This window comes from Pseudoalteromonas luteoviolacea CPMOR-1 (assembly GCF_001625685.1).
In the GTDB taxonomy this organism is placed as follows: domain Bacteria; phylum Pseudomonadota; class Gammaproteobacteria; order Enterobacterales; family Alteromonadaceae; genus Pseudoalteromonas; species Pseudoalteromonas luteoviolacea_K.
Map to the genome: position 1 here is coordinate 1 of NZ_AUYC01000066.1, position 12,080 is coordinate 12,080.

Consider the following 12,080-nt stretch of genomic DNA (forward strand, 5'->3'; position numbering starts at 1 on the left):
CCACCACCCGGGCATCGGGTTGCTTTCGCATGTGGATTATATTGAGAAAAATGGAGGCGGAACCCGGAGTCGAACCGAGGTAGACGGATTTGCAATCCGCTGCATGGCCACTCTGCCATTCCGCCGTCAATTCAGTATCAAAAGTTGGAGCGAGTAACGAGGTTCGAACTCGTGACCTCGACCTTGGCAAGGTCGCGCTCTACCAGCTGAGCTATACTCGCAACATAAATCTAGACAACTTTCGTTGCTTTATTTACATTTCGTTTTGATGACTGTTGTCTCTCAACACGGACGCATTCTACAGAACTTCTTGATTGCGTCAATATAAAAAATGAATGTTTTTAACTGTTTGCTTATTTTTTATCTAAACCGTACTGTAATTGCTCAATATCAATCAAGATTTGAGCAATTCACCTTTTGCCGCAATCAAATACTGCAACATAGAAACGATCGTTAACACCGTCGCAGTCGCCAATAGGATATAACTCAACATCAACATCCAAGGTGAAAACTGCCAAATAAGACCAATAATCGCCAGCATCTGAGCCGCAGTTTTGAATTTACCCAAAGAGGAGACTGCTACACTGGCTCTTTTACCGATACCTGCCATCCACTCCCTGAGTGCTGAAATAACTATTTCACGACTGATAATCACAACCGCTGCAAATGTGATCCACACATTTTGATAATGAGCAGCAATCATAACCAATGCAACACTCACCATCACTTTATCGGCAACAGGATCGAGAAATGCGCCAAAAGGCGTAGATTGGTTTAATTTACGAGCCAGATAACCATCCAGAATATCGGTTACAGATGCCAACCAGAAAATAAATGCCGCAGCAAAAAACGCCCATGAATAAGGCAAATAAAATACCACCGCAAAGACAGGGATAAGGAACAACCTAAATGTTGTTAACGTGTTTGGAATATTCCACATAACTACTTAAAGAATTCTTTTTCTATATGTTCGCATGAAGTATCAGGCTTTGTCATGCAAATGGTTAAATATCTTTTCAGCCAACTGAGGACTGATCCCAGGCACTTGCCCCAATTGTTGTATATTTGCGGATTTAACGCCTTGCAACCCTCCTAAATACTTTAATAGAGCCTGGCGCCGCTTATTCCCAACACCGCCTATTTCCTCTAACACCGACTGAGTTCGCTGTTTCTGCCGCTTATTTCTGTGTCCTGCAATGGCAAAACGATGCGACTCATCTCGAATATGCTGTATTAAATGCAATGCCGGTGAATCACTTTCCAAATTAATGGTTTTGCGACCGCCATCGAATAATAACGTTTCCAGCCCTGGTTTACGGCTGGTGCCCTTAGCAACACCAATGAGCATGGGCATCTTATCTAATTTCCAATTTTCAAAAAATGCTTCAGCTCGTGCTAACTGCCCTTTGCCCCCATCAATAAAAATAATATCCGGCACTTTGGACTCATCGGTCACCTTCGAATAGCGCTTATGGAGTGCAAAATCCATGGCCGCATAGTCGTCCCCAGGTGTGATCCCGGTTACATTGTAGCGACGATATTCTTTAGTATTGGGGCCTTGGGCGTCAAAAACAACACATGATGCCACCGTATTTTCACCCATAGTATGACTGATATCGAAGCATTCCATGCGCTGTATATCAACGAGTCCAACCGCCTCTTTCAATAGCGCATAACGTTTACTTACTGCATCTTGTGCACTCTGTTTAACCATGATGCTGTTCAGTGCATTTTTCGTTGCCAGCGCTAAATAATTGGCTCGCTCCGCTCTAACATTTGAACGAACATAAACTTTGCGTTGTGCCAATTGAGTCAGTGCCTCTGTGAGCTCCTTTTGTTCAGCAAGCTCAAATGGTAAAACAATGTCATTCGCTATACGCGCATTTGAACCATTGGACACATAATATTGACCGACAAATGAGGTCAAAATCTCATCTTCGGTAGAATCTTTTGGCACTTTTGGAAAATACGTTTTACTTCCCAAAATTTTATGATCGCGGATCATCAGCATATGTATTGCACACAAGCCATTACGCTGAGCAAAACCAATCACATCCATCTCGGCGAAGTTTCCTGCCACAGATTGTTGTTCCTGCATTTGCCTTAAAAGCGCTATTTGATCCCGGAATTTTGCAGCAGCCTCAAAGTTTAAAGCCATGCTGGCACTTTCCATTTTTGCCACCAGCGCTTCGACTACTAGGTGAGACTTACCACTTAAAAACTGTCTGACCATGTCAACTTGCTCGGTATATTCACTCTGAGTAACCTTATCAACACAGGGCGCTGAGCACCGTTTCAACTGATACTGTAAACATGGACGGCTACGAGCGCGATAATAGGCGTCTTCACATTGACGAACTGGGAAGATCTTTTGCATTAAACGCAAGCTTTCTGAGACCGCAGCACTACTCGGGAAAGGGCCGTAATACTCCCCTTTTTGCTTGCGAGCACCACGGTGGAAGGCAATTCTAGGGTGCTTGTGCGCTGTCAATAAAATGTAAGGGTAAGACTTGTCGTCACGAAGCAAAATATTGTAACGAGGCTGATACTTCTTGATTAAGTTATTTTCTAATAATAACGCTTCTGTTTCTGTATTAGTCAGTGTGACTTCAATATTAAAAATATTGCTTACGAGAACGCGGGTTTTACTATCAGGGAGATTTGAGCGGAAGTAACTACTTACTCTTTTTTTTAAATTTTTAGCTTTACCGACATATATCACCTGGTGTTCTTTATCATACATACGATAAACACCAGGCTCTGTAGATAACGTTTTTAAAAACGATTTGTGATCAAATTCAGCCATTAAATTGATTTTGATTAACGAGAACTATCAATATCAATCATTTTATGACGAATCGCTAAGTGAGTCAGTTCAACATCACCGCTTACGTCCAATTTTTCGAACATTCTGTATCTATAGCTATTCACCGTCTTAGAGCTTAAGTTTAGTCTTTCGGCAATATCTTGTGCCTTTTCACCTTTGGTGATCATCAACATGATTTGCAGTTCACGATCGGACAATGATTGGAAAGGGTTTTCATCAACTTTGCCACTGAACTGTGCCAAAGCGATTTGTTGCGCTATCTCTGGCGCAATATAGCGCTGGCCCGAATTCACTGAACGGATGGCATTGATCATCTCATCAGGTCCGGCACTTTTCGTTAAATAACCATGCGCCCCAATTTGCATCACTTTACTTGGAAACGGATCTTCACAGTGCACAGTCAATACAATAACTTTAACATCAGGGCAGTACCGACAGATCTTTTTAGTTGCTTCCAACCCACCGATCCCCGGCATATTCATGTCCATTAATACGATATCAGGTTCACTCTGACGGCAAAAAGTAACCGCCTCTTCCCCAGTTTTAGCCTCTCCGACCACCTTGAAACCTCGCACATCATCTAAAATGCGTTTGATCCCAGTCCTTACAAGTTCATGATCATCAACTAAAAGTACGTTAATCAATGGAACATCCTCACGCTAGCCCTTGGTAAAAAATCTATTCGATTTGCTTTGCGAGATTAACATATAATTTCACAAAGCATAATCAGTTACATCACACCAACCTATCAATATACGACTATATTACTAGGTTTTATGATTTATTCTCCTTTTTCAGAGAATCGGTTTACCCACAATGCGATCACACCATCACCTGTGACATTACATGCCGTACCGAAGCTATCTTGTGCAAGATACAGTGCAATCATCAGAGCAATTGCACTTTCATCGAAACCAAGCATCGACGTTAATAAGCCTAATGCAGACATAACCGCACCACCAGGTGCGCCTGGCGCGGCAATCATCACAATGCCTAACATAAAGATAAATGGTAACATTTCCAGCAAAGACGGCATCGCCATCGTTGGTGATAAAAACATAACCGCCATGGCACAGGTCACGATTGTAATCGTCGAACCGGATAAATGGATTGTAGCACATAAAGGAACAGAAAAGTTTGCAACTTCTTCTGAAACACCATTTGCTTTACTGGCTCTCAAAGAGACAGGAATAGTTGCAGCACTAGACATGGTACCAATTGCCGTAAAATAGGCAGGTAGCATATTTTTAACGAGTTCTAACGGGCTGCGCTTAAGCATAAGCCCCGTAACAATAAACAAGGTTGTTAACCATAACCAATGCATACCGACCGCTGCGATTAATACCACACCAAATGTACTTAGCGTATCAACAACCGTGCCAGCAACAGCCATTTCAGCAAAAACACCCGCAATATAAAATGGCAGCGCAGGAATAATGACTTTTGCGAGCAGCGCATCGATCACATCTCTACCCTGATCGACCACATCTTTAAGTTGAAGTAGATTAAGCTGGCTAATACCAATACCAAAAATAAATGCAGCGGCCAAAGCCGTCATCACACTCATGATTGGTGGGATCTCTAGTTGGATATACCCTTTTAACTCTGCCCCTTTTGCCGCTTCATAAGCGATACTGCCTTCAAAAAAGCCTGTCGCAAATAAAACCAATAACACAGCAAGCGTGCCAGCAATCACCGTTGAACTGTACGCAAAACCAACCGTCTTACCTAAAAGGTGTCCTGATGTTTTAGGCAAACCGGCAATACCCGATGCAATAAAGAATAAGATAATCAGTGGAATAGTAAAGCTGATCAGTTGGCCTATGATGACTTTCGCTGTGTAAAGCAGCTCAGTCAGACCTAAAGGCAAGTACAAACCTGCCAAGATACCGCCAAGGATACCGGCGACGAGTTTTATTATTAGAGACATAGTTTGCTCGATTTACATTTAAACTAACGCCCTTTTTATCATGTTTTTACCCCTTAGGTATACAAATTCGATACTTTACCTTCAGCCTATTCACCTAATTTCACCTGATATTAACGCAGTTCAACGAGAATGAATTGTTGCTTCTATACTATTATTATTAAATTAACACCTTAAAGTTCCTGCGAAAAACGACTTATCATGTTTAGAAGTACCAGTCTTATATGTGCGTTGCTTTTGTCACTAAAGGCAACGGCATCAACCCAAACAATTGAAATCCCATTTATCGCGCAAGAAGCGTCCATTGATGGCCAACTTAATGAGTCTGTATGGCAATCGGCAAAAGAAATCACAATAGACAACGTCTCATGGCCTTATGACAACACCCAGAGTCCAGTCAAAACCAGAGCACTGGTATACGAAAATGGTGATGCCTTATTTATTGCGTTTATCGCTTTAGATACCAACCCAAATGACATTCGAGCACATTACAGAGATAGAGACAAAATCTGGAATGATGATCTCGTAGGTATAAAAATCGACTCACTCAATACCAGCCAAAACGCCTACCAGTTTTTTATTAATCCGCTCGGTGTGCAAATGGACTCAATTGAGAATGAGTTAACGAAAAACGAAAACACATCTTGGAATGGTATCTGGTCAAGTAAAGGAAATATCACCGATGATGGCTACCGAGTAGAAGTAAAAATCCCCTTGCGCGTTCTGAACTTCAGTGATTCACCGGGTCGAAAAAAAATGGCGATGGAGTTTTTACGCTTTTTACCGAGAAGTGAGCGACTCCGTATTTCGAATATGCAATTAGACCACAGCAATAGTTGTTGGATATGCCAAATGCCAGCAGTCAGTGGATTTGAAAGCGCCAAACAAAATAGTAACCTCACTATCACGCCTGCTCTCGCCATCGCACATACACAAACGCGTGACATTGACGGGGCTGACATACCTGATTTCGACAGTGATACCAATTATGAACCTGGCTTAGATGTTAAATGGGCAGTCACCCCAGATACCACTCTAAACCTCACACTCAACCCTGATTTCTCTCAGGTTGAAGCGGACACAGGTCAATTAAGTGTCAATAATAGCTTTAGTTTATTCTTCCCAGAAAAACGTGCCTTCTTTTTGGAAAACAGTGACTATTTTTCTTCCCACTTAAACCTTGTACACACCCGAAATGTTGCCGCACCAGACTATGGTGTCAAAGCCACCAGCAGTCAGGGTAGCCATACGTTTGCAGGCTTCATCGCCAATGACGATGCAACACATGTCCTCATACCTGGTAACTTGGGGTCAAGCATCGTATCGTTAGATCAAAAGAGTGAAAATGCCGCCTTTAGATACCGTTATGACGCTGGCGATGAGTTATCTGTAGGCGTGACAAGCACATTGAGACAAAGCGAGGATTATCAAAATAAGGTATTCAGTGTCGACACCAAATACCGTCCTTCCAAGCATGACACCATCAAACTTCAGGCTATTGCGACTAACACCGAATATGACCAACACTTTATAGATGAACTGTGTGACGACGACCCTATTGAGGCATGTGACATCGATGAAAGTGTTTTGCGTATCCAAAATCAAGATGAACAAACCGGGGTTGGTTATTACGCCAGCTACGAACACAACCGAAAACACTGGCGTGCGTTTGGTTCATATCGCAACTATGACGCAGCAATGCGTGCAGACTTGGGGTTTGTGTCTCAAGTAGATTTCAATAAGTTTGTTACTGGCTTTGAATATCGTTGGTATGGGGATGAAAACAATTGGTGGAATCGAGCTAATTGGTACAGTGACTGGGACATTACCCACAATGAAAACGGTGAGTTGCTAGAAAAAGAAGTGCAGTCAAATTTCAGAGTAGAAGGTCCACTGCAAAGCACCATACAATTTGGATTTGATCATAGAAAGCGAACTGGGCAACGCCATGACGAGTCACGCCTTAATATAGATGGCAATACCGATATGTTCACTGAAAACTTCCAGTGGATGTATTTAGAAGTGAAACCAAAAGCAGGTGTTTTCGCAGGCCTGACACTCAATACCGGTAATAAATTAGACATTGCCAATAATCGTTTAGGCCAAAGGTATATCATCAAGCCCACGCTCGATTTCAATTTAGGCCGCCACTTTGAAGTCAAGTTACGTCACACCTATGAGCGATTGGAGCATGAAGGCGATAATGTCTACACGGCCAATTTATCTGATGCCAGATTCACCTATCAGTTTGGTATTAACAGCTACATACGCTTAGCGGTGATCAACCTTGATATCGAACGTAATCAACAAAAGTATATTGACGAGATCGACAGCCAGTACAAAAAGCTCAGTACACAACTTTTATATGCCTATAAGCTTAATCCAGAAACCGTCCTATTTGTCGGCTATTCAGACAGTGGCTATCAAGATGATGATCTCAGCGACATCACCAAAGACAGTAAAACCTTTTTTGCCAAATTTAGCTATGCTTGGCTGCATTGATGACACAAGCTGTTAATTACTTTGAGTAATTAACAGCTTGTTTTTTATTCATTCTAGCTATAAGCTTTTTTAATATATCTTATAGCCATTCTTTACTTCTTGTTTTGTTATATGACCAGTAAAGTGTGGCTATATTAAACATTACGAAATAGTCCTAAGCTCAATTCAAGGGAACATTATGTCTAAAGTATTTTCAGATAACAGCCTAGCAATAGGCCAAACGCCAATCGTTAAACTAAACCGTGTTACCGGTGGCAACGTTTACGCCAAAGTCGAATCACGCAACCCAAGTTTTAGCGTAAAATGCCGTATCGGCGCTTCTATGATTTGGGAAGCTGAAAAACAAGGTTTACTTGGTGAAGGTAAAGAACTAATCGAGCCAACTTCAGGTAACACAGGTATTGCATTAGCATTTGTTGCTGCATCTCGAGGTTACAAGTTGACACTGACTATGCCAAATACGATGAGCCTTGAGCGTCGTAAACTGTTAAAAGCATTAGGTGCAAACTTAGTACTTACAGAAGGTGCTAAGGGCATGAAAGGCGCAATCGAAAAAGCGAACGAAATCTTAGCAAGCGACCCTGAGAAGTACGTACTTTTACAGCAGTTTGAAAATCCAGCTAACCCGAAAATCCACTTCGAAACAACAGGTCCTGAGATTTTCGATGCGCTAGAAGGCAATATCGACTACTTCGTAGCTGGTGTTGGTACTGGCGGTACTATTTCAGGTGTTAGCCGTTTCTTAAAAACGGAAAAGGGCTTAGATGTTAAATCTATTGCTGTAGAACCTAGTGACTCTCCGGTTATTTCACAGACACTTGCTGGTGAGGAAGTCAAGCCAGGTCCACACAAGATCCAAGGTATCGGTGCAGGTTTCATTCCTGGTAACTTAGATTTAGAACTGATTGATGGTGCAGAGCAAGTCTCTAACGAAGATGCGATTGCTATGGCACACCAATTAATGAAAGACGAAGGTATCCTTGTCGGTATTTCTTCTGGTGCGGCAGTTGTTGCTGCAAAACGTATTGCTGAGAGACCAGAAAATGCGGACAAAAACATCGTTGTAATTTTACCAAGTGCGACTGAACGTTACCTTTCAAGCCCAATGTTTGCTGATGAGTTCAGCGAGCAAGAGCTAGTTCAGTAAACAAAATATAAATCAAAAAAGCCAGCGACTCGCTGGCTTTTTTATCTGCCACTTTCTCTTTCACCTTTCTCAAGATTCTGACTAGACTAAGTAAATAAAACAAACAGTCACTCGGCTCATGTATCTTTTGCAGGTCAAGAGATGATATCAGCGTATCGAAAAGATCGTATTATCGGTGTATAACAAGGCAATTTAATTAAGGCATACCTCGATTTACCTACTTTTTGATCACAAACCCGAGCTAAAGTAACGCAGTATGTATGGATAGGATTTAGTCACATGAAATTCGTAATAAGCCTTATCATTGGCTACTTCATTCTGTTTTCCACACTTGCGAATGCAAGCTTACAAGTTGGCTTTTTTAAGTCTGGTCAATATCAAATGATCGTCGGCGAGCCACATAGAAATGGCTACTTATTTAGTAAAAACCCCACCAAAGACCAATTACACTTAGTCACCTTAGATTGGCCACCTTATATCGGCGACCAATTATGTAATAAAGGGTGGGTATTTCAATTCACTATCTCACTACTGGTCGACCAAGGTTACCCCGTTTATGTCGAGTTTTTGCCTTGGGCTCGTGCTGTTAAAGCCGCCGAATCAGGTCAGGCTGATATATTATTCCCTGAATATTTTATTGAAGATGCTTCGCCCTCTGATAACTTCCCCGGCAAAACGAGAAGAGAGTTACTGGCATTATCAAATGCCTACCCTGGTGGTGAGATTGGTTTTCTTAAACGTCGAGGCGAGCGGGATAAATTTGAAGGCAACTTAAACGACCTCAAAGGCACCACGATTGGCGTTGTAAGAGGATATCAAAATACGCCTGAGTTTGATGCCATGATGGACAATGGCGAATTTGTGATTGTGAAAGCTGTAGATGACTTGCAGTTAGTTAAGCTTTTAGTCGGCAAACGCGTAGATCTGATCATTGGCGACCCAAAAGTGCTACGTTTTACCGTTAGTTATTCGAACCTATCCAAATCGGAAAAAGTGACATTACTGCGCGCACTTGAAGACGTTGAGCCTGCACTTCGATACAACAATCTGTTTTTTGCGTTGAGTAAAAAGAAAAAAACTTGGCGCAGTGTCCTAAACGATATCAACAAAGGACTATATATCTTCAATAACAGCGGTGAAACCGAGCGTATTATTGAAATGGGCAGTTCAGAGTGCTATTAACAAAAAAGCGGCGCGCTGCCGCTTTCGTTCCATATTCTAGCCAATTAGATCCCCAAGCAAAAGTCGGGACACACAAAGCCAAACCTCTGACCTTAGAACTAATTAATACCGATATACTTGTGCACTTGAATTGATAAGCGCCAGTTTTTCTTAACACACGTGTCTATGGCCAATTTGGTTGCCTTCGCTTTTTGACTTATCGGCTGCAAGTAAATCAATTTAGGCCTTACACCGGTTTGCTCAAACAAGGCTTCAAGCTCGTCAATGTGCTTTTGCATCGCGACAGGATGCTTAATTTCATCCGCTCTTTGCATAGCTGAAGTGAGTACGTCATACCCACCACGCATATTAATTTTGGGAGAAACAGTTACCCACGTCTCCTTTGGTACAAGTACCTCAAATGTACCACTGGTTTCAACCTGCGTTGTATATCCAGCTTGGTGCAAGGTGTTACACAGATCATTTAAGTCATACATGCAAGGCTCACCACCAGTGATGACGATATGTTTCGCGGTATAGTTACGCGCTTCAAAAATAGCGATTATTTCTTGTGGCGTTGCATTGGCCCACCACTCTGAGTCAGCTTTTTTCTCAACTGTTTTATCCAAGCTTACCAAATATGTGGGGTTCACATCCCATGTCTGCTTTGTATCACACCAAGCGCAGCCCACCGGGCAACCTTGTAAGCGAACAAAAATAGAGGGGGTACCCGTAAAGCTTGCTTCACCTTGGATGGTTTCAAAAACTTCATTAATCTTGTACAAAACAGCTCCAAACTACTCAATATATTTTGCGAAAATAACCTGCTAAAATTGTCATTTTTTCAGCGGCCGTGTAGTATATCGCGCCCTGAAGCAAACCTCTATTAAAATCGAGGCAAAACCTGAGGCATTTATCCGAGGTATCTCTAATGAGCGAAAAAGTCGTTGTTATCTATTCTGGTGGCATGGATTCTTACACCGTGCTAAACAAAGCCCTACAAGAGGGTCATGAAGTCTATGCGCTGTCTTTTAACTATGGACAACGACATGTCAAAGAACTAGAAGTCGCTAAAAATGTCTGTGACAGTTTAAACGTAGCACATAAAATTGTTGATATATCTGCAATCAACCAACTACTTGCAGGTTCATCGTTAACTGATGATATCGAAGTACCTGAGGGTCACTACGAAGAAGAAAGCATGAAAAGCACCATAGTGCCTAATCGCAACATGATTTTGCTTTCGCTGGCAGTTGGCTATGCGGTCTCTTTAAAAGCCAACAAAGTGTTTTATGGCGCGCATTCAGGCGACCACGCTATCTATCCTGATTGTAGACCTGAGTTTGTGAAAAAAATGGACGACGTATGCCGCATTGCTAATTATGATGAAGTTGCAATCGTATGCCCTTATTTAAATAACACTAAGATTGATATATTAACCGACGGTCTAAAAATGGGCTTAGATTATAGCCATACATGGACCTGCTATAATGGCCGTGAAAAAGCGTGTGGTAAATGTGGTGCTTGCCAAGAGCGCCTAGAAGCATTTGAACTTAACAATGCAACAGACCCTCTACTATACGAATAAACTCCACTGAAATTGCTATACCCTAGTTCAACATGGGTATAGCAAAACACGCTCTCTCCTACTCTCTTGTTCATTTTCTCTTACATTTAATCTGACACTTGTCACTATACTCAACACAGTTATCAACTATGATTAGAACAAATCAAGTTAAGGAGATTGGTCTTATGTCAGGTACTACTATGGTGTTTTTGATCGTACTAGTAAGCGTTGGGTTTGGTGTAATAAGCGATTTATACAGTAAGTATTTACATGCTAAGAAACAGAGCGGCATCAACAAACAAGAAAGTGACCAACTAAAAACTGAAATTGCCCATTTAAAAGACCGTGTTGCCGTGCTTGAAAAAATCGTAACGGACGAAGGCTATCAGGTCGATAAAAAAATCAAAAGTCTTTAAATGTGCTGTACGCCAGCCATGTTGCTGGCGTCATGTAAATTTATTTATATTGGCAAAGTAACCCAAAAAGTATTTTGACTAGACCAAAGCGCTTTATTATCTCATGCATCATATAGCACCCATCACAGTCAATAAAATAATCAATATCCATGTCCAATGATTGATACTGCGTGAATCCATACCAATAACCATATCTATCCAAAATGATAAAACTATACCTCAATAAAGCGAACATCAATAACGTATGGCTCTGCGCAATTAAACTGAGGCAATAGTGCCAAATAGTATCCAGCAAAAAAACGACAAAGTACTTCCCATGATTATACCAATCATCAATCAACGCATGTGCGGAAGGGTAATGCGCTCGCAGAATGATCACCTTAAGTTCAGGAAATGACATTAATTTAGCAAGGCGATATAAAGAAGGCTTAAGGGAAATTTACTAAGCACCATTACGGATATAATTAATACTATATTCCAAGCATATGAAGAATATAAATGTTAAAATTAACCTCAAAACACACCAAACCATT

General features: G+C 41.5%; 11 protein-coding genes and 2 tRNA genes. 5 read left to right on the forward strand and 8 right to left on the reverse strand.

What is annotated here, in order from left to right; genetic code table 11:
• Window positions 1–51: 51 nt before the first annotated feature.
• The 6 genes from N473_RS22075 to N473_RS22100 all read right to left on the reverse strand — a co-directional run bounded on the left by N473_RS22075 (window position 52) and on the right by N473_RS22100 (window position 4,757).
• Window positions 52–125 (reverse strand) — tRNA-Cys (locus tag N473_RS22075).
• A 20-nt stretch (window positions 126–145) separates the two neighbouring features.
• Window positions 146–221: transfer RNA gene (locus tag N473_RS22080), tRNA-Gly, on the reverse strand.
• A 173-nt stretch (window positions 222–394) separates the two neighbouring features.
• Window positions 395–940: a CDP-diacylglycerol--glycerol-3-phosphate 3-phosphatidyltransferase gene (pgsA, locus tag N473_RS22085; RefSeq protein ID WP_039608763.1), complete on the reverse strand. Its 546-nt coding sequence runs from the start codon at window positions 938–940 to the stop codon at window positions 395–397.
• A 42-nt stretch (window positions 941–982) separates the two neighbouring features.
• Window positions 983–2,806, reverse strand: a complete 1,824-nt coding sequence (gene uvrC / locus N473_RS22090; RefSeq protein ID WP_063369822.1) for an excinuclease ABC subunit UvrC — start codon at window positions 2,804–2,806, stop codon at window positions 983–985.
• A gap of 14 nt (window positions 2,807–2,820) precedes the next feature.
• Window positions 2,821–3,471 (reverse strand): UvrY/SirA/GacA family response regulator transcription factor, encoded by a 651-nt coding sequence (uvrY, locus tag N473_RS22095; RefSeq protein WP_039608761.1) that lies wholly within the window; start codon window positions 3,469–3,471, stop codon window positions 2,821–2,823.
• Window positions 3,472–3,608: 137 nt separating this feature from the next.
• The gene (locus N473_RS22100; protein ID WP_063369823.1) at window positions 3,609–4,757 is read right to left on the reverse strand and encodes a dicarboxylate/amino acid:cation symporter; all 1,149 of its coding nucleotides are present in this window, start codon (window positions 4,755–4,757) and stop codon (window positions 3,609–3,611) included.
• 198 nt (window positions 4,758–4,955) lie between these two features.
• Here N473_RS22100 and N473_RS22105 point away from each other — a divergent pair, with 198 nt between their 5' ends.
• From N473_RS22105 to N473_RS22115, 3 genes are all read left to right on the forward strand, one after another.
• A complete protein-coding gene (locus N473_RS22105; RefSeq protein WP_063369824.1) occupies window positions 4,956–7,256 on the forward strand; it encodes a carbohydrate binding family 9 domain-containing protein in 2,301 nt (766 codons plus the stop codon).
• A 178-nt stretch (window positions 7,257–7,434) separates the two neighbouring features.
• Window positions 7,435–8,403, forward strand: coding sequence for a cysteine synthase A (gene cysK, locus N473_RS22110; RefSeq protein ID WP_039608758.1), 969 nt, complete (start codon window positions 7,435–7,437; stop codon window positions 8,401–8,403).
• A gap of 279 nt (window positions 8,404–8,682) precedes the next feature.
• Window positions 8,683–9,585, forward strand: coding sequence for a substrate-binding periplasmic protein (locus N473_RS22115; RefSeq protein WP_155735702.1), 903 nt, complete (start codon window positions 8,683–8,685; stop codon window positions 9,583–9,585).
• Between the two features lie 98 nt (window positions 9,586–9,683).
• On the opposite strand, the gene queE is transcribed toward N473_RS22115, so the two are convergent.
• Window positions 9,684–10,349 (reverse strand): 7-carboxy-7-deazaguanine synthase QueE, encoded by a 666-nt coding sequence (gene queE / locus N473_RS22120; RefSeq protein WP_039608757.1) that lies wholly within the window; start codon window positions 10,347–10,349, stop codon window positions 9,684–9,686.
• Window positions 10,350–10,495: 146 nt separating this feature from the next.
• Here queE and queC point away from each other — a divergent pair, with 146 nt between their 5' ends.
• The gene (gene queC, locus N473_RS22125) at window positions 10,496–11,152 is read left to right on the forward strand and encodes a 7-cyano-7-deazaguanine synthase QueC (protein WP_063369825.1); all 657 of its coding nucleotides are present in this window, start codon (window positions 10,496–10,498) and stop codon (window positions 11,150–11,152) included.
• A gap of 164 nt (window positions 11,153–11,316) precedes the next feature.
• A complete protein-coding gene (locus N473_RS22130) occupies window positions 11,317–11,547 on the forward strand; it encodes a hypothetical protein (protein ID WP_039608755.1) in 231 nt (76 codons plus the stop codon).
• A 40-nt stretch (window positions 11,548–11,587) separates the two neighbouring features.
• Here N473_RS22130 and N473_RS22135 read toward each other — a convergent pair whose 3' ends face one another.
• Window positions 11,588–11,947: a hypothetical protein gene (locus tag N473_RS22135; protein WP_063369826.1), complete on the reverse strand. Its 360-nt coding sequence runs from the start codon at window positions 11,945–11,947 to the stop codon at window positions 11,588–11,590.
• Window positions 11,948–12,080: the final 133 nt, after the last annotated feature.

Coding starts and splice junctions, on each gene's coding strand:
- N473_RS22130 (WP_039608755.1), top strand. CDS start 11,317: ATGTCAGGTACTACTATGGTGTTTTTGATCGTACTAGTAAGCGTTGGG.
- N473_RS22115 (WP_155735702.1), top strand. CDS start 8,683: ATGAAATTCGTAATAAGCCTTATCATTGGCTACTTCATTCTGTTTTCC.
- N473_RS22100 (WP_063369823.1), bottom strand. CDS start 4,757: ATGTCTCTAATAATAAAACTCGTCGCCGGTATCCTTGGCGGTATCTTG.
- uvrC (WP_063369822.1), bottom strand. CDS start 2,806: ATGGCTGAATTTGATCACAAATCGTTTTTAAAAACGTTATCTACAGAG.
- N473_RS22135 (WP_063369826.1), bottom strand. CDS start 11,947: ATGTCATTTCCTGAACTTAAGGTGATCATTCTGCGAGCGCATTACCCT.
- cysK (WP_039608758.1), top strand. CDS start 7,435: ATGTCTAAAGTATTTTCAGATAACAGCCTAGCAATAGGCCAAACGCCA.
- pgsA (WP_039608763.1), bottom strand. CDS start 940: ATGTGGAATATTCCAAACACGTTAACAACATTTAGGTTGTTCCTTATC.
- N473_RS22105 (WP_063369824.1), top strand. CDS start 4,956: ATGTTTAGAAGTACCAGTCTTATATGTGCGTTGCTTTTGTCACTAAAG.
- queC (WP_063369825.1), top strand. CDS start 10,496: ATGAGCGAAAAAGTCGTTGTTATCTATTCTGGTGGCATGGATTCTTAC.